General features: G+C 67.7%; 18 protein-coding genes. 10 read left to right on the top strand and 8 right to left on the bottom strand.

Annotated elements, in window-relative coordinates:
- The first annotated feature begins 9 nt into the window (after window positions 1–9).
- Window positions 10–1,218 carry an MFS transporter gene (locus ACZ54P_RS18190; RefSeq protein ID WP_465462702.1) on the top strand — a complete coding sequence of 403 codons (1,209 nt, stop codon included), beginning with the start codon at window positions 10–12 and terminating at the stop codon, window positions 1,216–1,218.
- A 4-nt stretch (window positions 1,219–1,222) separates the two neighbouring features.
- Here ACZ54P_RS18190 and ACZ54P_RS18185 read toward each other — a convergent pair whose 3' ends face one another.
- The gene (locus ACZ54P_RS18185; RefSeq protein WP_465462701.1) at window positions 1,223–1,615 is read right to left on the bottom strand and encodes an NUDIX hydrolase; all 393 of its coding nucleotides are present in this window, start codon (window positions 1,613–1,615) and stop codon (window positions 1,223–1,225) included.
- 67 nt (window positions 1,616–1,682) lie between these two features.
- On the opposite strand from ACZ54P_RS18185, the gene ACZ54P_RS18180 reads away from it, so the two are divergent.
- Window positions 1,683–2,840: an epoxide hydrolase family protein gene (locus ACZ54P_RS18180; RefSeq protein WP_465462700.1), complete on the top strand. Its 1,158-nt coding sequence runs from the start codon at window positions 1,683–1,685 to the stop codon at window positions 2,838–2,840.
- Here ACZ54P_RS18180 and ACZ54P_RS18175 read toward each other — a convergent pair.
- Both ACZ54P_RS18175 and ACZ54P_RS18170 read right to left on the bottom strand, forming a co-directional pair.
- Window positions 2,833–3,879, bottom strand: a complete 1,047-nt coding sequence (locus tag ACZ54P_RS18175; RefSeq protein WP_465462699.1) for a winged helix DNA-binding domain-containing protein — start codon at window positions 3,877–3,879, stop codon at window positions 2,833–2,835. The genes ACZ54P_RS18180 and ACZ54P_RS18175 overlap by 8 nt on opposite strands.
- The gene (locus ACZ54P_RS18170; protein WP_465462698.1) at window positions 3,876–4,901 is read right to left on the bottom strand and encodes a cation diffusion facilitator family transporter; all 1,026 of its coding nucleotides are present in this window, start codon (window positions 4,899–4,901) and stop codon (window positions 3,876–3,878) included. Before ACZ54P_RS18170 ends, ACZ54P_RS18175 begins: the two co-directional genes overlap by 4 nt.
- A 57-nt stretch (window positions 4,902–4,958) precedes the next feature.
- Between ACZ54P_RS18170 and ACZ54P_RS18165 the strand changes: the two genes are divergently transcribed.
- From ACZ54P_RS18165 to ACZ54P_RS18150, 4 genes are all read left to right on the top strand, one after another.
- The gene (locus ACZ54P_RS18165; protein ID WP_465462697.1) at window positions 4,959–5,330 is read left to right on the top strand and encodes an ArsR/SmtB family transcription factor; all 372 of its coding nucleotides are present in this window, start codon (window positions 4,959–4,961) and stop codon (window positions 5,328–5,330) included.
- Between the two features lie 19 nt (window positions 5,331–5,349).
- Window positions 5,350–5,736 carry a DUF6153 family protein gene (locus ACZ54P_RS18160; RefSeq protein ID WP_465462696.1) on the top strand — a complete coding sequence of 129 codons (387 nt, stop codon included), beginning with the start codon at window positions 5,350–5,352 and terminating at the stop codon, window positions 5,734–5,736.
- 48 nt (window positions 5,737–5,784) lie between these two features.
- Window positions 5,785–6,372 (top strand): DUF305 domain-containing protein, encoded by a 588-nt coding sequence (locus ACZ54P_RS18155; RefSeq protein ID WP_465462695.1) that lies wholly within the window; start codon window positions 5,785–5,787, stop codon window positions 6,370–6,372.
- 136 nt (window positions 6,373–6,508) lie between these two features.
- Entirely contained in the window at window positions 6,509–7,750 is a 1,242-nt protein-coding gene (locus tag ACZ54P_RS18150) for an HNH endonuclease signature motif containing protein (protein WP_465462694.1), read from the top strand.
- A gap of 769 nt (window positions 7,751–8,519) precedes the next feature.
- Here the strand turns inward: ACZ54P_RS18150 and ACZ54P_RS18145 are convergent.
- The 3 genes from ACZ54P_RS18145 to ACZ54P_RS18135 all read right to left on the bottom strand — a co-directional run bounded on the left by ACZ54P_RS18145 (window position 8,520) and on the right by ACZ54P_RS18135 (window position 12,790).
- Window positions 8,520–9,542, bottom strand: a complete 1,023-nt coding sequence (locus ACZ54P_RS18145) for a SagB/ThcOx family dehydrogenase (RefSeq protein WP_465462693.1) — start codon at window positions 9,540–9,542, stop codon at window positions 8,520–8,522.
- A 111-nt stretch (window positions 9,543–9,653) separates the two neighbouring features.
- The gene (locus ACZ54P_RS18140; protein WP_465462692.1) at window positions 9,654–9,776 is read right to left on the bottom strand and encodes a hypothetical protein; all 123 of its coding nucleotides are present in this window, start codon (window positions 9,774–9,776) and stop codon (window positions 9,654–9,656) included.
- A gap of 80 nt (window positions 9,777–9,856) precedes the next feature.
- A complete protein-coding gene (locus tag ACZ54P_RS18135; protein WP_465462691.1) occupies window positions 9,857–12,790 on the bottom strand; it encodes an AfsR/SARP family transcriptional regulator in 2,934 nt (977 codons plus the stop codon).
- Between the two features lie 478 nt (window positions 12,791–13,268).
- Here ACZ54P_RS18135 and ku point away from each other — a divergent pair, with 478 nt between their 5' ends.
- The gene (gene ku, locus ACZ54P_RS18130) at window positions 13,269–14,246 is read left to right on the top strand and encodes a non-homologous end joining protein Ku (protein WP_465462690.1); all 978 of its coding nucleotides are present in this window, start codon (window positions 13,269–13,271) and stop codon (window positions 14,244–14,246) included.
- Here ku and ACZ54P_RS18125 read toward each other — a convergent pair.
- Window positions 14,233–14,883 (bottom strand): B3/B4 domain-containing protein, encoded by a 651-nt coding sequence (locus ACZ54P_RS18125; RefSeq protein WP_465462689.1) that lies wholly within the window; start codon window positions 14,881–14,883, stop codon window positions 14,233–14,235. The two genes, ku and ACZ54P_RS18125, sit on opposite strands and share 14 nt — an antisense overlap.
- A 12-nt stretch (window positions 14,884–14,895) precedes the next feature.
- Window positions 14,896–15,507 (bottom strand): LysE family translocator, encoded by a 612-nt coding sequence (locus tag ACZ54P_RS18120; protein WP_465462688.1) that lies wholly within the window; start codon window positions 15,505–15,507, stop codon window positions 14,896–14,898.
- A 184-nt stretch (window positions 15,508–15,691) separates the two neighbouring features.
- Here ACZ54P_RS18120 and ACZ54P_RS18115 point away from each other — a divergent pair, with 184 nt between their 5' ends.
- From ACZ54P_RS18115 to ACZ54P_RS18105, 3 genes are read left to right on the top strand one after another with little or no spacing between them, the layout of a single operon-like run.
- Window positions 15,692–16,192 (top strand): ATP-binding protein, encoded by a 501-nt coding sequence (locus ACZ54P_RS18115; protein WP_465462901.1) that lies wholly within the window; start codon window positions 15,692–15,694, stop codon window positions 16,190–16,192.
- Between the two features lie 20 nt (window positions 16,193–16,212).
- The gene (locus ACZ54P_RS18110) at window positions 16,213–17,094 is read left to right on the top strand and encodes an alpha/beta fold hydrolase (protein WP_465462687.1); all 882 of its coding nucleotides are present in this window, start codon (window positions 16,213–16,215) and stop codon (window positions 17,092–17,094) included.
- A 35-nt stretch (window positions 17,095–17,129) separates the two neighbouring features.
- Window positions 17,130–17,546 (top strand): VOC family protein, encoded by a 417-nt coding sequence (locus ACZ54P_RS18105; RefSeq protein ID WP_465462686.1) that lies wholly within the window; start codon window positions 17,130–17,132, stop codon window positions 17,544–17,546.
- The last annotated feature ends 31 nt before the right edge of the window (window positions 17,547–17,577 follow it).

Raw genomic sequence — 17,577 nt, 5'->3', positions numbered from 1 at the left:
CTTGACTGCATGGAGTCCACGAAACGACTGGCCTTGGCCCAGCTGATCAGCTCCGTCGGCGACGGCGCCTACTACGTCAGTTCGGCCCTGTACTTCACGTTGATCGTCGGGCTCTCGCCCGCACAGGTCGGCCTCGGCCTCACCGTGGGCTGGGCGGTCGGCTCGGTCGCCGGGATCGCGCTGGGACAACTGGCCGACCGGCGCGGGCCGAAGGGGACGGCCGTGTTCCTGGGGCTGGGGACGGCGGCCTCCGTCACCGCGTTCCTCTTCGTTGGTTCGGTCGTGGCCTTCGTGATCGCGGCCTGCGTTTACGCCTGCTTCCAATGCGGCCTCGGCGCGGCACGGCAGGCATTGCTCGCCGGCCTGGTCGACCCGGCCGAGCGCACCACGTTCCGCGCCCGGTTGCAGGCGATGTCCAACGCCGGGATCGCGACCGGCGCGGCCCTCGGCGGGATCGCACTCGCCATCGGTACGCGAGAGGCCTTCCTGACCGTCTTCGTCATCGACGCGCTCAGCTTCTTCGCGGCGGCTCTGGTCCTCCGAAAGGTGCCTTCGGTCGCTCCGGTGCCCGTGCGGGCCGGCGAACCGTCCGTGGCCGTTCTCCGCGACCGCCCGTACGCGCTGCTGGCGTTGCTCAACATGATCATGTTGCTCTACATGCCGCTGTTCAGCCTGGTCCTGCCGCTGTGGATCTCGACGCGAACCGCGGCCCCCGGCTGGCTGGTTTCGGCGATGCTGGTGCTCAACACCGCCAGTGTCGTGGTCTTCCAGGTGCGGGTGGCGCGTGGTGTGACCGGATTGCGCAGCGCCTCTCGCTACGCCCGGTATGCGGGGGCGCTGCTCTTCGTCTCGTGCTTGATCTTTTCGGTCTCGGCCATGAGCGGTTCGGCATGGACGGCGGCGCTGGTCCTGCTCGCGGGTGCCGCCTTGCAGGTGGTAGGGGAGATGGCCCAGGCGGCGGGCTCGTGGGAGATCGGCTTCGGTCTCGCGCCCGACGGCAAGCAGGGCCAGTACCAAGGGCTCTTCGGTGCCGGAACGGCCATCGCTCGCATGCTCGGCCCGGTACTGCTGACCGGCCTCATCCTGGTGGGCGGCGCGGCGGGGTGGGTCGTGCTGGGCGGGCTGTTCCTGCTGGCGGGCGCGCTCATCGGGCCCGTGGTCCGCTGGGCCGAGCGGACCAGGAGCGCCACTGCCGCTCCGGTGCTCGCCGGGGTTTGAGCACTCAGTCTTCGAGTGACCGCCGGAAATGCGCGGCGAGATCGAGTCCCGAGGCCTCTTCCGGGGTGTACCAGGCGAAGGCGTCGTGCTCGTCGGGATTGAGCACGACCTCGCCCGGCTCGTCTTCGGCGAGCGCGTACACCGTGGCGTGGATCCGCATCGGCCTGCCTTCGACGTCGTCCCAGCTGTGGGCACCGCGTTCACCGGTGATCCGCACGGTCAATCCGGTCTCCTCGGCGAACTCGCGGACCGCGGTGTCCGACGGCGGCTCGCCCGGCTCGACGGTGCCGCCCGGCAATTCCCAGTGGCCACCGAGAAAGGAACCCGGCCGCCGCCGGACGAACAGGATCTTTCCGCCGCGGCTGAGCCTGCCGTAGGCCAAGTACTTGTCCGTCACCAGCGCATCCTAAGGACTTTTCGATTGAGGACCGAACCTGTCCGCGATTACTCGTAGCGTGAGGCTCATGGAAAACACGGAGATCCGCCCCTTCCGCCTCGACCTCCCTCAGGAGCAGCTGGACGAACTGCACGCGAAACTCGACAGCGCGCGCTGGCCGGCTCCGCTCCCTGGCGACAGTTGGGACACCGGGGTGCCGGTAGCGTGGCTGCGCGGTCTCGCCGGGTACTGGCGGGACGGCTACGACTGGCGCGCCGCCGAGCGCGAGATCAACCGGTTCCCCCAGTTCACCACGGAAATCGATGGGCAGCGGATTCATTTCCTGCACGTCCGTTCGCCCGAGGCCGACGCGACGCCGCTGATCCTCACGCACGGCTGGCCTGGTTCGGTGGTGGAGTTCCTGGACGTCATCGGACCGCTCACCGACCCGAAAGCGCATGGTGACGACTCGGCGGAAGCGTTCCATCTCGTCATCCCTTCGCTGCCCGGATTCGGTTTCTCGGGCCCCGTCTCGGATTCCGGCTGGACCATGCCGAGGATCGGCCGTGCCTGGGTGGAGCTGATGCGACGGCTCGGCTACGAACGCTATGGCGTGCAGGGCGGCGACCTCGGCGCTTCCGTGTCGCCGGAGGTGGCCAGGGCGGCGCCGGACAAGGTGATCGGTGTGCACGTCAACGGCGGCCTGTCGCCGATGCCCCCGATGTCGATGTCGGAGGAGGAACGCGCGTCGCTGACCGACCTCGAACGCGACCGTCTCAAGCGGATCGAGGCCTTCATGCAGGAGGAGTTCGGCTACATCGCGATCCAGTCGACGCGTCCGCAGACTCTCGGCTACGGGCTCGTGGACTCCCCGGTCGCGCAGCTGGCCTGGATCATGGACAAGTTCCGCGAGTGGACGCATCCGCGCCCGACGCTGCCGGAAGAGATCATCGACCGCGACCGGTTGCTGACCAACGTCATGTTCACCTGGCTCACCGGCACGGCGGGCTCGTCCGCATACGTCGGCTACGCGCAGACGGAAACCTGGGGAGCCGTCGAGAAGAACTCAGGCGTACCGACAGCGGCGCTGATCTTCGCGCACGACGTCGGGATCCGGCGCTACTCGGAGGACGCGCACACGATCGTGCGCTGGACCGATGTCGACCGCGGTGGGCACTTCGCCGCCTTGGAGGAGCCCGAGATCCTGATCGGGGACGTGCGGGCATTCTTCCGGTCTCTCAAATGACGAGGACGGCCGTTTCCCCGAGGAAGCGGCCGTAATCGTCCACTTCGGACTCGAGTCCGGTGATGGCGGACCGCGAAAGCGCGGCGAAGGGTTCGACGACGACCTTCGTCCGCTTCGCGGTTCGCTTGACGCTCCAGGTCCCGGCGATCCTGCCGTCCACCAGTACGGTGGGCGCGATCATCCCGCCGCCGGAGTTGACGCGTTTCGTGTGTGCCGGGTCGAGGAGCAGAGCGCGGTCCCGGTAGCCCAGCAGACAGGTGTCGAAGGCACCGAGCAGGCGCGGGGGACAAGAGGGAGCGGAGAGATCGGTCTCCCGGAGGGCGAAGCCGCCACTGGTGGTCACGACGTCCAGTGCGTCGAAAGCCTCGCGGCAGAGACCGAGCGGGAGGCCGGACCAAGTGCTGAAGTCCTCGACCGTCGCGATGCCGTACGCGGTCAGATAGCGGTGGGCGAGTTCCGCGTGCGGGTCGGACGGCTCGTTGTCCTCGCTGGTCCACTCGTCGAGGAGAACGTACGTCGGCTCCGCTCCGCTGTCCGGGCCTCGGCAGAGCAAGCCCCGATTGGCCGCGTAAGCCAGCAGGTGGGGCGGCGCCTGTGACGTCGTGTCGAGCACGATCCCGTTGGCGGCCAAGCCCTCCACGATCTCTTGCCGGGTAAGTGCCTTACCGGCCAAGAGGTCCTGGAGATACTTCAGTGCGCGTTCGCAGAGTTCGTCGGTGAGATCCAGCTGCTTGCGCCGTCCATGGCCTGCCTGGGCGTTGCGTGGGCCGAACAGCCGGTTCAGCCAGCGGAGATCCGCTGTCGGGACCAGGTGGAGCGTCTTGCGCATCAGCCAGGTGCGGGTCACCTCACGAGACGTGTCGACGTCCGAGGCGGTCAGGCCCCGGCTGCGGGCCCGGACCGCGAGCCTGGCCGCAGGACTCGACTGCGCCTGGATCGCGGCGACCGCCCCGGTCACGGCGAATACGTCCGCGGCGGGGGCGCTGAGCAGTTGCGCGCGGGCGCGGACCGCGCGGATGTCGTCGTCGGACAGCGTCACCCGTTGACGATCTCATGGGCGTTCGCCGGTTCCGTGTGCACGACCGCCTCCGCGAGCCGCGGCAGGACCTCGCGCAGCCGCTGTTCGACGCGGTGGGCCAGGTGGTGCGCTTCTGTGACGGTCAGCCCGGCTTCGACCGACACCGCCAGTTCCGCGCGCAGGCTGTGCCCGATCCAGCGCATCCGCAGATCCCGCGTGCCGAGTACGCCGGGGACTTCGGCGGCCGCGCGTTCGGCGCGATCGACGTCGGCCGGGTCCACGGCGTCCATCAGACGGCGGAAGACCTCCTTGGCGGCATCACGCAGGACGAACAGGATCGCGACCGTGATGGCGAGGCCGACGAGCGGGTCGGCCAGCGGGAAACCGAACGCGACCCCTGCCGCGCCGAGCACGACCGCGAGCGAGGTGAAACCGTCCGTCCTCGCGTGCAGCCCGTCGGCGACCAGCGCGGCGGACCCGATCTCGCGGCCGACGATGATCCGGTACCTGGCCACGAGTTCGTTGCCCGCGAAGCCGATGACCCCCGCCGCCGCGACCACCCACAGATGCTGGACCGGACGCGGATCGAGCAGCCGCAGGACCGATTCGTATCCGGCGAGGAAGGCCGAGGTGGCGATGAGCAGGACGACGAGCACCCCGGCGAGGTCCTCGGCGCGCCCGAGCCCGTAGGTGTAACGGCGGGTGGCGGCGCGGCGGCCGAGCAGGAAGGCGATGCCGAGCGGGACCGCGGTCAGCGCGTCGGCGAAGTTGTGGATCGTGTCGCCGAGCAGCGCCACCGAACCGGTGACCAGGACGAGCGCGAGCTGGGCGACGGCGGTGACGAACAGCGCGGCGAACGACCAGATCAGCGTGCGGACGCCGCGTTTGCTCGTCTCGAGCGCGGTGTCGACGCGGTCGGCGCTGTCGTGGCTGTGCGGGGTCAGCAAATGGCGGAGGCGGCTCTTCTTCCCCGGCTGGTGGCCGTGACTGTGGCCGTGCCCGTGACCATGCCCGTGTCCGGTCATCTCACCCCTCACTGTCATGCTACCTGCGTAGTCATGCAGGTACGCAGACAGAAGGGTAACGGGTACCCTCCGGGCATGCACGAGTCGGTTCCGGATTTCGAGATGCCCACCGAGGAACAGGTCCACCTGGCCGCGGAGACCTTCCGGCTGCTCGCCGATCCGACGCGGGTCAAGGTCCTCTGGGCGTTGCTGCAGGGCGAGTCCTCGGTCGCCTGTCTCGCGGACCTGGCGGGCGCGGCGCCGACGGCGGTCAGCCAGCATCTGGCGAAACTGCGGCTCGCCGGACTGGTCAAGGGCCGTCGTGAAGGGACATTCGTCTACTACTCGGCGGCCAACGACCATGTCCGCGGGCTGCTCTCGCAGGCGTTGTTCCACGCCGACCACATCGATCGCGACATCCCCGTCGTGCACTCGACCGTGAAACCCCACCGGCCGGCGGCCCGCTGAATCCGGTTACGGTGGAGGAGTGACCCAGTCCGCGTACCCGGCCGCCCTGCGGTGGCTGTTGTTGTGCGTGGTGGCACTGGGCCTGGTCGGCATGCATCACGTCATCGCCGAATCCGGCCACGGCGCGGGACATGAGACCTCCGCCGTCGCCATGGCGGACCCGTGTTGCCCGGAGGCTCCCTCGCACGGCGACGGCGACGATGGTGGCCACAGTGGACTGCACCTGTGTCTCGCGGTACTCGCCGCGGCCGTGCTCCTGATCATCTCCTGGCTTCTCGTCCGAAGCGGACGGACCGGGGCGACGTGGCGAGCGCGAGCGGCGGGGGGTTCGGCCTCGGGGCGGGACCCGCCACGCTGGAGACCGGTGCCCGAGAGATTGTCCTTCCTTTGCGTGTTGCGGGTGTGACAGGCGGGTTCGCCCCGCCCTGCCCGAAACCGAATTGAGGAAAGAACCATGACCAGCAGGAAACTGGTCGGGGCGGCGCTCGCCACCCTGGCCTTCTTCGCCGTGCTCACCGGATGCGCCAGTTCCGACACCGCTCACAGCGGGCACGCGACGTCCACGATGAGCGCTCCCGCCCCGCGCCAGGCCGGGCACAACCAGGCCGACGTCACCTTCGCGCAAGGGATGATCCCGCACCACGAACAGGCGATCGCGATGGCCGGGCTCGTCGACGGCCACACTCGCAACGCGAAGGTCATCGACCTCGCCGCGCGGATCCAGAAGGCGCAAGATCCGGAGATCCAGCAGCTGACCGGATTGCTCAAGGATTGGGGAGCGGCGCCGTCGGGTGAGCACTCCGCGCACGGCTCGATGTCCGGCATGATGACCGAAGAGGAGCTGGCGAAACTCCGTCAGGCCAAGGACGCCGCCTTCGACCGGCAGTGGCTGGAGATGATGGTCGAACATCACGAAGGTGCGCTTGAGATGGCGAAGACCGTGCTGCGGCAGGGAAGTAATGCCGAGGTCAAGGCTTTGGCGCAGAAGGTGATCGACGGTCAACAGGCCGAGATCACCGAGATGCGGGCGCTGCTCGGCTGAGTCGGGGCGGTGGCGCGGGTCAGCCGGCCCGCGTCACCGCCTCCCGGAAATGCGCGCACTGAGTGAGGTCGTCGTGCTCACGCTTACTCGGTTGCGGGCTTTCGAAACTGTCGGTGGTCGGTTGTACGTTCTGTGTGTGGATACGTCGAACGCCACTTTGGCGCTATTGAAGGAAATTACCGAATCGGATGTGCTGGGGGAGATCAATGATTCGCTGAATGTGTTGGGGGACAAAGATGCCGTGGAGGTAGCTGTGGCGGCGTCGGAGGGGATCGCACGGTTGGAGGCGGTTCGGTTCCGCGCTATCGCGCAGTTGGCTCGGCATCGTGATGGCGTGTCGAGTGTGGTGCAGGAGGTGGCGTTCGCTTTGTCCGTTGTGGACAGACATGCGGGTTCACTGGTCGCCGCGGCGGAGGCGTTGACCACCCGGCTGCCCCGCACGCTCGGGTTGATGGACCGTGGGGTGGTGGATGGCTTCAGGGCGATGAAGGTCGCCGCGGCGACGTCGTGGCTCTCGGATGAGGACGCCCGGGCCGTCGACGCTCTGTTGGAAGAGCGGTTGGAGGGGAAGAACTCGGAGCAGATCCGGAAGGCGGCGAATCATGCGGCCATGACGGTGGACCGTGAGGGTGCTTCTCGTCGGTCTGAGCATTATCGGGCGGGCCGCCGCCTCACGGTGCGTCAGGGCGAGTCCGGGGTGGCGTCGATCGAGGTCGAGGACGGACCTGTGGAGAAGGTGAACGCCGCCTACACGCGGATCGATCGGGAGGCACGGGCACTCAAGACCGGCGACGAACCCCGCACCCTGGACCAGCTCCGCGCCGACGTCGCCCTGGACCTGTTGCTGAGTGGTCAGGGCGGGAAGGGCGAGCGGGCAGAGGTGTTCCTCTACCTGGACCTGGCGACCTATCTCGGGGTGAACGAGGACCCGGCGGAGCTCGCCGGGCATGGGCATATCCCGGCTTCGCTGGCCCGCGAGATCGCTGGTGGGCCGGATACGGTGTTGCGTCGGCTCATCACAGACCCGCTTTCGGGGCAGGTGCTGGACTTGGGGCGGGACCGGTATCGGCCCACAGCGGGGGTGGGGGAGTTCGTGCGGGTGCGGGATCGTGAGTGCCGAAGACCGGGCTGCCATCGTCCCGCGCAGGCCTGCGATCTCGACCATGTGGTGCCGTGGCAGTTCGGCGGCCACACCAACGCCGACGAGTTGAGCGACCTCTGCCGCCGCGACCATCGACTCAAAGACGAACCTGGCTGGGTTTACCGGCTTGCCTCGGACGGCACTCTCACGGTGACCACGCCGACGGGGCGGAGTTACGACAGCTCGCCTCCGTCATTGCATGGGCCCCGCGTGGCCGGGGAATCGCCGCCGTTCTGAGTGTGGGTTCCGTTGTCGGAAAACGGCGACGGCTGCTGCGGCATGGCTACGGTGGGCCGTCGCCTGCATTGCTACGAGCGCCTCCGCGATCTCAGCAACGACCGCGGTTTCGGGGCCATCGCCGGAAAGTGGCAACGGTTCGCCGTGTGCTTCGGCGAGTGTATAGGGGCTGTGGTCCGTTGTCCTGTGACCGTTTTGCGGTAACGATGGGACCGTGAGCGCAAAGACGAATTCGGTTCGGTTTATCGGCTTGCCCCTGAATGTTCTTTCAGGGTGACCACGTCGACGGAGCAGAGCAACTCCGTCGTTGCATGGGCCCGCGCGGCCGGGGAACCGCCGCGGTTCTGAGTGTGGGTTCCGTCGTCGGGAAACGGCAATGCCTTGCTGTGGCATGGCTACGGTGGGCCGTCGCCGTCACGTGCGTTGCCGCTGGTTCTGAGCTATCGCCGGAAACCGGCAACGGCCCGGCGAATGTATAGGCGCCGTGGTCTCGTTGCGCTGTGACCGTTTTGCGGTAACGACGAGACTGTTGGCGCAAAGACGAACCCGGTTCGGCTTACCGGCTTGCCTCGGATGGCACGTTGACGGTGACCACGCTGACGGGGGCGGAGCCATGACAGCTCGCCTCCGTCGTTGCATGGGCCCGCGCGGCCGAGGAACCGCCGCCTTCTGCTTCCGGGTTCCGTCGTCGGAAAACGGCCACGCGGCCGAGCTGCCCAAGAACGAACCCGCCCGCCCGCCGCACGAAGCAAACCAAACCAACCGGCCCTCAAATGGGGGTACCAAGCACGGACATGCCGAGCACCAGTTCGTTCGCCGGGTCGCAGCCGAGCAGTTCTTCGACCAGTTCGTCGCGAAGCGCCGCGGTGAAGGTGATGTTCAGTCCGAGCGCCGTCGCCAGCAGGTAGACGGTCTGGCTGAGATGACCGACGTCCATCATCAGGACTCGGTACGTCCGGCTCACCGGGTACTTCCACTGGTTCCGCTCGATGACGCTGGTGTAGATCAGCAGTACGCCGGCGTTTCGGGTCCACTGCTGATCGCCGGCGAGGGCGACCAGTTCGTCGTCGTCGATCTTGCCGTCCAGCGGTGTGAGCCCGTGCCGGAAGCCGTCGTAGTGGTAGATGCCGCGATCCAGGCCCTCGACGTTCCTCGCGTAGACGTACACCTCGGTCGGGTGCCTCGCCCCGCCCGAAGGGCTCGTCTTGAAGACATTGCCGGTGGCGGGGATGTCGAGATGCGTCTCCGGCCTGGTCGGCCGGGCCGCGGTGAGAAGTGCGCTCAAATCGCGCAGCCGTACGGGTTCTTCGCCGAACTCGCGTGTACTTCTGCGCTTGTCGAGCGCCTCGCCGAGGCCGATCGCGTTCAGCGGTTCGGGTGACGGTTCGGGCAGCGGTATCGCGTCGTACTCGCCCGACGGCCTCACCGGAGAAGGCGGAGGGCTGGCCTTCGCCTTCTCCAGCAAGGTTCTCGCGGTTGTTTCGCTGGCCGTGAACTCGGTCTCACGCAAGGATCGGGTGCCGAAGTGGAACGCCCGCGCGGACGTTCCCCAAGGGCCCCAATCCCGAAGGATTTCCTCTTCCCTCCGCTGGCGGGAAGAACCTTTGACCACCAGCACGTCGTACCGGATCATCGCTCGCGCGATACGGAGGAGCCTTTCCCCTGTCTCGGGATTCTCGTCCGCTTCACGTATCGATTCCGGTTCTCGCCAAGAACTGAACCAGCGCAGGACGCGTTCGGTTCCGTCGGCGAGTTTGAGCTGGCGATGCCCGAGGTGATCGTCCCAGATCACGTCACCATCGGACCAGTAGAGCGTTCCGCAAGAGGAAACCCTTACCAGCATCGAATGACTTGCGCCCCAGTTCCCCAGTCAGATGAATACGTTCCGAATATGCCCGGTCATTCAGTGTCGCGAGCGGAAAGGAGGGCCGCCGTGCGGCGGCGGCTCGAACCCGCCCCAGGTGCTCTGCGCCTTGTACTCCGCTTCGAGTTCGAGCAGGAACTCGTCATCGTCTTCGTCGTGCATGCGGCCGATCCTCTCCGTGAACGGTTGGTCCGGTCAAGTGAATTACCGACACCAACAGAGTACCGGAGCAGTACGACAAATTACGCCGAGTGATCGTTTAGGCGCTGTTTGAGTTCGCGAACCTCGGCGGAGTCCGCAATGCCCAGATCCGTGTACAACCGCAAAGCGAACCGGCGATGACGGTCCGCTTTCAGTCGCTCACCCAGAATGTCGAACGCGATCGCCATCTCCTTGTGCGCGATGGGCAGCATGCTGCGATTTCCGGTCGAGTCGAGTACTTCCACCGCGGTGGTGAACTGGGTGACCGCGAGTGCGGCATCGCCGAGTTCACGCGAATTGATACCGAGGGCCAAAAAACATTCCGCCTCGAGATCGGGTGATTCGTTGTCGTGAGCCAGCCGCAGTGCCTGGTCGAGTTCCGCGGCGGCCTCGGGATAGCGCCTGTTCTCGGTGTGGATCAGCCCGATCCGATGCCTGGCGCGAGCTTCGATGAGCACGCTGCCGTGGGCATGGGCGGTCTCGCGGACCCAGCCGAGGTGTTCGATCGCCTCGTCCGACTCGCCCTTGAGCCAGTGGGTGACCCCCGAATTGCCCCTGGCCCGGCACTGCATCCGCACGTCGCCGGTGGTCGCCGCCAGTTCGAACACCTCGTTGAACAGGCGGTTCGCCTCGGTGAATTCGTTGAGCCGCCACAGGGTCAGCGCGTACATGTGCAAGGCCTGGTACTCGAGGACGACGCTCCCGGTGACCCGGGCGGCGGACAGTGCGAGGGTCTCCAGTTCCCTGGCCTGGCGGTAATAGCCGCGGTTGTCGAAGTAGCGCCAGACCGACGAGCAGAACGGCACGAGGTCCGAATAGTGCTGGTGGTTGTTCATCGCGACGGCCACCGGCAGGACGTTCTGCCAGTGTGCGTCCATCCACTGCGCGGCCTGGTCGTAATCGGCGAAGGACTGTCCGTACTCGCTCTTCGGGACCTCGAGGCCGCCGCCGGACTCCTCTTCGGAATCCGGGTCGATGAATTCCATCGCGGCGGCGACGGTGCAGCGGTAGTAGTCGAACAGCCGCCGCATCATCGCTTCGCGCTGGTGCTCGGGTTCTTCCGCCAGCAGCAGTTCGCGGCCGTAACTGCGGAGAAGGTCGTGCATCTCGTACCGGTCCATCGACGGTTGTCGCAAAAGATTCACGTCGACGAGGCGTTCGGCCAGGCGGCGGGCCTCGGCAAGGTCCACTTCGGCCAGCGCCGCCGTCGAATGCAGATCGAACGCGGCACCGGGATGATGGCTCAAACGTCGGAACACCCGACGTTCGGCTTCGGTCAGGTTCAGATAGGACACTCGGAACGCGCCCGCGACGTCGCGTTCCCCGGCGGTGAGTTCGCTGAACCTGTTCCGTTCGTCGCGCAACTGCCTGGCGACGAAGTCGAGCGTCCAGGACGACCGCGCCCGTAGCCTGCTCGCCGTGACGGCGAGCGCGAGCGGAAGGTCACCGCACAGGCTCGCGACCTGGTCGGCCGCGTCGGGGGATTCCCTCCTCAGCCGGGACGGCCCGACGATCCGGCCGAGCAGGTCCACCGCGTCCGCCCGGCTGAACGGTTCCAGGGAAAGCAGTTCCGCGCCGTCGAGATCGGCTAGCCGGGTCCGGCTGGTGATCAGCACACAGCAGCTGGCCGAGCCGGGCAGCAGCGGGCTCACCTGCGCCGCGCTGATGGCGTTGTCCAGCACCAAGAGGACACGCTTGCCCGCCAGACAGCTGCGGAACAACGCCGCGCGCTGGCCGGTTCCGGCAGGGATGTCGGAACCTTGGATGCCGAGCGAGCGCAGCAGCGCCTCGAGCGCCGCGGCCGGGTCGACCGGGTCGCCGGCCGGCGAAAACCCTTCCAGGTTCACGAAGAGCTGTCCGTCGGGGAACAGCGGCGCGAGCAGATGAGCGGCGTGGACGGCCAGCGCGGTCTTGCCGACACCGGGCATGCCGTCGATCGCGATCAGCCGGGGGCCGGACAGCGAGCCGTCCCGGCCGATTTCGAGGACCGTCCGCAGTTCCTCGGCGCGGCCGCCGAACGCGGGGAGGTCCGCGGGCAGCTGGGCGGGGCGGGGGAAAAGCGCTTTCTGCGCGTCCGCGTCCTCGCGTCGCCCGACGGTGTCCGGCCCCGCCCGGAGCCCGCCGACGCCGTACCGGACCAGGGCGGCGTCCGTCATCAGTTCGGGGTCGGTGCGCAGGATCTGCTGGTGGAGCGCGCTCAGTTCGGCTCCGGGGTCGACGCCGAGTTCCTCGGCCAGCGCACCCCTGCTCCGGTCGAACGTCCGGAGCGCGTCGGCGCCGCGGCCCGCCCGGTAGAGCGCCAGCATGGTCAGTCGCTGCAGGGTCTCGCGGGTGGGATGCCAGGCGGCGAGGTCGAACGCCTGACGCGCCGCCGCGTCGGTCTCGCCGAGCCTGAGCCTGGCGCCGATGAGGAGTTCGCTGGCGGCGAGCCGTTCTTCGTCGAGACGGCGGGCCGTCTGCTCGATGGCGTCGCCTTCGAGACCGTCGAAGGCCGGGCCTCGCCAGAGCGCGAGCGCGTCCGTGAGCTTGGCCGCCGCCTGGGAGATCAGCCCGGAGGCCAGCAGTTCGGCGCCTTGGCGGTAGTCCGCTTCGAAGCGGACCGAGTCGACCGAGGCGCTGCTGGTGACGATGCGGTACGCGGAGCCGGTGGTGACCACGGCGGACCGGGCCACGCCGAGATCGTGCCGCAGGCGCGCGATCGCGTTGCTGACCTGGCGGACCGCTGTCTTCGGCGGCCTGTCCGGCCACATCGTGCCGATCAGGTACGACGCCGGGACGAGCCGGCCGGCGTTGATCAGCAGGCAGGCGAGCAGACGTTGTTCGCGACGTCCGCCGAGCCGGACGGGGACGCCGTCGACCTGGGCTTCGAGCGGGCCGAGGACGAAAAAGCCGAGCTGAGAAGGGTGGCCGGTGGGTGCGGGATCGCCGGGGGTTCGGGGCGATCCCGCCGATTCAGGTAACGGACCGGCGGTCATATGCCACTATGTCGTCCGAGACCGTGAGCGTGCTCACGCACTACCTCCCAGTCCGCTCGCCGGGTGACCGGCACCCTAACCCACCGCCGCGACCTCCAGCCAGGTCGGCGTGGGGCACGCCGTGCGGCATTCGGCCTAACGGGCGGGCGGGTGCCTGCCTTGGAACAGGTCTCATTCTACTCCCGGTGAGCCCTGAGCAGCGCGGATGCCCGCCGGTGAAGTGCCGATGTAAATCCGATGCAGGGCCTTGGAAAGCTGAAGGCACAGCTGACAGGTTCGGCGCGACGGGGCAGCGCGCCGAATCGTATGCAGGGGCTCCGCGGCGGTTGGCCTTCGTACTGGGGGTGGCCAACCGCCCTGGGAGCCCTTTCTCGTCACAGGCTCGTCTCCCTTGCCACTTGGCCGTTCCGGGTCCCGCGGCGTGTGATCGTCCGCGATTCCGGGTATCAGGGCGATGAGGAGAGAGTGAGGAGTGCCCATGCGCCCGGTCTGGAGCGGTTCGCTTTCGCTCGGTCTGGTGACGGTGCCCGTCCGGCTCTACAGCGCGGTCGAGGACCACACTGTGCACTTCCGCCAGTTCCAGCGCGGGACCGAGGACCGCATCCGGTACCGGCGGGTGAACGAACGCACCGGCAAGGAAGTCGACTACGACGACATCGTCAAGGGCTACGAGCTCGACAGCGGCGAATACGTGGTCGTCGAACCCGAGGAACTCGACGCGATCGCTCCCGGCCGGTCGAAGTCGCTCGACATCGAGAGCTTCGTCGAACTGGACGTCATCGACCCGATGTTCTTCGACAAGACGTACTGGCTCGCGCCCGCCAAAGAGGAATTCGAACGGCCGTACGCCTTGCTGCTCGAAGCGATGCGCTCGTCCGGCCGCGCCGGGATCGCGAAATTCGTCATGCGTGGCCGTGAGTACCTGGCGCTGGTCCGGTCGGGCGACGGCGTCATGGTGCTCAACACGCTGCATTTCGCCGCCGACCTGCGTGACCCCGCCGAGCAGCTGCCGGAACTGCCGGGCAAGGCGCAGGCGCGCGGCAAGGAACTCGACATGGCCCTCAACCTGATCGACGCGATGAGCGACGACTGGCGGCCCGAGGAGTACCACGACACCTACACCGATCGCGTGCGGAAGCTGATCGACGCCAAGAAGAAGGGCGAGACCATCACTCCCGCCACCGAACCCGGTGAGCCGACCAAGGTCGTCGACCTCTTCGAGGCGCTTTCGAAGAGTGTCGAGAGCGGTAAGGCCAAGAAGAAGGGCTCCGGGGGTAAGGCGGCTACAGCCAAGAAGTCTCCGGCCAAGAAGTCTCCCGCCAAGAAGGCACCGGCGCGGAAGGATCTGTCTTCGTTGTCGAAGGCGGATCTGGAGAAGCTGGCGCGCGAGCGGGACATCAAGGGGCGGTCGAAGATGACGCGCGCCGGGCTGGAGAAGGCACTCAAGGCCTCGTGACCCGGACGTCCGCCGCGGCCAGTTCGTCCGCGATGGCCTCGATCAGCAGCCCGACGTCCTTGGCCGCCGTCGCGTGTAGTCCTTCGGAAACGATCAGGACGTCGGACGTCGTGGCCGAGACCGCGGAGTGCCCGCTCTGCCGGTTCGTCCATCGCCGAGCGTGAGCCTGGCCGTCCTCGTCGGCGAAGATCACCTCGCCGGGGTTCGGATGCTCGACGGTGCCCGCGAAGGTCACGTATTTCTCGTCGCCCCGCGCGTGGCGGACTTCGAGCGAGCCGCTGATCTTCGCGACGTCGAGCACCGCGACCGGGATGGCGTACGCGACCGAAACCGCGTTGCAGAGGTCGATCACCGGGTGGATGCGGGGAAGCGTCCCTTCTTTCCGCAGCCGGCGCAGCAGCGATTCCGACGCGCAGCGGTACTGCGTCGGCTTCAGCCCCATCTTGGCGAACGCCCGGCGCCACGCCTGGATCTCGGGGAACTCCGATTCCGGGCCGTCCGCGAGCCTCCGTGCCGCCCGAGCGAGGAACTTGTCGAGGTCGACCGGTGTCTCGGGGGTGATTCCGGTGGCCGAAAGCGTGCCCGCGGCGAGGCCGGGATGCTCGGCGCGGACGTCGGGGTTGTGCTGGAGTCGCATAAGAAACCTTCTCTACTGGGTGGTGAACGCGAGTTTGGCGCCGAGTGCGGCGAAGGAACCGGCGAAGATCCGCCTCATCCAGGCGAGGACGCGTGGCCGGGAGATGACGTGGTGGCGCACTCCGGCGGCGAGGACGCCGTACACGCTGAACACCACGAATGTCGCCAGCATGAACACCCCGCTCAGCAACAACATCCGGGGGATGTAGCCGGGTTGGCCCGCCGGGACGAACTGGGGCAGGAACGCGAAGAAGAACAACGTCAGCTTCGGGTTCAGGACGTTGATCAGCACGCCCGAGGTGATCGTCCGCAGCGCCGACTTCGGTTCGGGAGCACCCTCCACGACGATCGCGTCCCGGTCTTTCAGCGTTGCCCACGCCAGGTAGAGAAGATAGGCCACGCCGAGGTATTTGATGATTTCGAACGCGACCGCGCTCGTGTGCAGCAGCGCCGCGAGGCCGGTGATCGCGGCGACCATATGCGGGATGATGCCGAGGGTGCAGGCCGTCGCGGCGATGACGCTCGCACGTCTCCCGTGGGCGAGTCCGGCGGAGAGGGTGTAGACCACGCCGGTGCCGGGCGTGGCGACCACGACCAGCGTGGTGATCAGGAAGGCGATGCTCACGCCGACCACTCTGCGCGTTCTTTGGCCCGCTGGACAGAGCCAAAGTCGTGTTACTCCAGCGGACCAAAAGTCTTGTCTGGACCACGGCGGGGGGAAGATCGTCCACGGTGTCGAGGCGGTCGGAGTCCGTCACCGGATGGGGTGGCATGATGCACGCTCGCACGTCGACGAGGAAGGCCAAGGTTTGAGCGCGCGCACCTCGCAGATGGACGACCTCCGGCTGGTGGCACAACCGAACGCCCTGTTGTGCTCCGAGCTCTTCGTCCGTCTCATCCTCTCGGATTGGTCCTTGCGGCCGTTGCTCGATCAGGGGAAGACCGCCGCCGCCCGCTTGGTGGGCGCGCTGGTCGACGCGGCCGATCCGAAGGAGCCGCCGTTCTTCACGCTGAGACTGCGGCTGCGGTCGGACGTCCTGGTCATCGAGGTCGACCACGAAGTGGACGGTCTTCCCACGCCGACGCCCGCGCCGGGGGAGCGGACGGGGGTGGCGCCGAGCGAGACCGGCGGCGTGACCACCTGGTGCGAGCTGCCACTGCCGGGTGGCCTCTCCGCCGGACAGGTGCAGCTGCCGCGCCGGGGCGACCGCCGGACGCTGGTGGACGAGCCTGTCTCCGGTGAGCCCGTCGGCGCGGACCCCGAGGTCCTCGAACGGCTTTTGTCCCGGTTGAGCGGCTGGTCCGGCTGATCCTCTGGAAGGATCCGAGGATGGGCTCGAAGCGTGTCACCACACCGGTTCTGGAGATCGAGTACGAACACACCGGTGACGCGAGCGCGTCGCCGGTGATCCTGCTTCACGGGTTCCCCTACGACGTACGGGCCTACGATGAGGTCGCGCCGGTCCTCGCGGCGGGCGGCGCCTCGGTGTACGTCCCGTATCTCCGCGGATTCGGTGGGACGCGGTTCCTCGACGACGCGACGCCCCGTTCGGGGCAACAGGCCGCGCTCGCGCAGGACCTGCTCGACTTCATGGACGCGTTGGGGCTCGAGAGCGCCGTCGTCGCGGGATACGACTGGGGCGGCCGCGCGGCGTGCATCGCGGCCGCGCTGTGGCCGGAACGCGTGCGCGGGCTGGTTTCGGTGGACGGCTACAACGTCCAGAATCTCGCCTATGCCGGGGAGCCGGCGCCGCCAGAGTGGGAACGCACCTACTGGTACCAGTTCTATTTCCATTCCGAGCGAGGCCGCCGCGGGCTCGCGGAGAACCGCGACGAGCTGTGCGCCCTGCTTTGGCGCACCTGGTCGCCGACCTGGGCAGGCGCCGACGCGGCCTTCCCGGCCAGCGCCCCCAGCCTGCACAACCCGGACTTCGTCGACGTCGTCATCCACTCCTATCGCCACCGATTCGGTCTGGTGGAAGGGGATCCCCGTTATCAGGCGCTCGAAGACCTGATCGCGAAGGAACCGGCCATCACGGTGCCGACGGTCGTGCTGGAAAGCGGAAACGACGGCGTCGGCGGCCCCAGCGCGGAGGGCGACCGCGAGTACTTCACGGGCGCGTACGACCACCGTGTCCTGCCGGGTGTCGGGCACAACGTCCCTCAGGAGGCCCCGGAGGCGTTCGCCGCCGCCGTCGCCTCCCTGCGCTAGGTCAAGGCTCCATTCCTCTGGTGAAAGGAAATTCCGTGACCGACCCCCAACCCGTGCCTCCCGTTCCGCCGGGCGCGTTTCTGCTCGAACTGGTCCCGGTGCCGGTCAGCGACATCGACCGGGCGAAGGAGTTCTACACGAAACGGCTCGGTTTCCGGCTCGACGTCGACGTGCGACCCGCCGACGGGGTCCGGATCGTCCAGCTCACACCGCCCGGTTCGGCCTGTTCGATCACCTTGACCACCGGGCTCGCGTCACTCGACATGCCGGTCGGGACCCTGCGTGGGCTGCATCTCGTGGTCGCCGACATCGAAGAGGCACGCGCCGCGCTCATCGCCAGGGGGGCCGAAGTCGGTCCGGTCGAGGACATAGGCGGCGTCTACTACGTGGCCTTCAGCGACCCTGATGGCAACACCTGGACGCTGCAGCACATGCCGTGGCGTGCGTCGTGAGCGTGATCACCCGTCCGTGTGCGTGACGAAT

The sequence above is a fragment of the Amycolatopsis sp. NPDC034160 genome, from assembly GCF_055575355.1.
Note: the sequence above shows the minus strand (reverse complement) of the source record. Positions and strands in the feature narration are given on the sequence as shown.

Excerpts from the sequence above, each read along its gene's own strand:
- ACZ54P_RS18190 (WP_465462702.1), top strand. The coding sequence starts at position 10 with ATGGAGTCCACGAAACGACTGGCCTTGGCCCAGCTGATCAGCTCCGTC.
- ACZ54P_RS18180 (WP_465462700.1), top strand. The coding sequence starts at position 1,683 with ATGGAAAACACGGAGATCCGCCCCTTCCGCCTCGACCTCCCTCAGGAG.
- ACZ54P_RS18170 (WP_465462698.1), bottom strand. The coding sequence starts at position 4,901 with ATGACAGTGAGGGGTGAGATGACCGGACACGGGCATGGTCACGGGCAC.
- ACZ54P_RS18165 (WP_465462697.1), top strand. The coding sequence starts at position 4,959 with ATGCACGAGTCGGTTCCGGATTTCGAGATGCCCACCGAGGAACAGGTC.
- ACZ54P_RS18155 (WP_465462695.1), top strand. The coding sequence starts at position 5,785 with ATGACCAGCAGGAAACTGGTCGGGGCGGCGCTCGCCACCCTGGCCTTC.
- ACZ54P_RS18140 (WP_465462692.1), bottom strand. The coding sequence starts at position 9,776 with ATGCACGACGAAGACGATGACGAGTTCCTGCTCGAACTCGAAGCGGAG.
- ACZ54P_RS18135 (WP_465462691.1), bottom strand. The coding sequence starts at position 12,790 with ATGACCGCCGGTCCGTTACCTGAATCGGCGGGATCGCCCCGAACCCCC.
- ku (WP_465462690.1), top strand. The coding sequence starts at position 13,269 with ATGCGCCCGGTCTGGAGCGGTTCGCTTTCGCTCGGTCTGGTGACGGTG.
- ACZ54P_RS18125 (WP_465462689.1), bottom strand. The coding sequence starts at position 14,883 with ATGCGACTCCAGCACAACCCCGACGTCCGCGCCGAGCATCCCGGCCTC.
- ACZ54P_RS18110 (WP_465462687.1), top strand. The coding sequence starts at position 16,213 with ATGGGCTCGAAGCGTGTCACCACACCGGTTCTGGAGATCGAGTACGAA.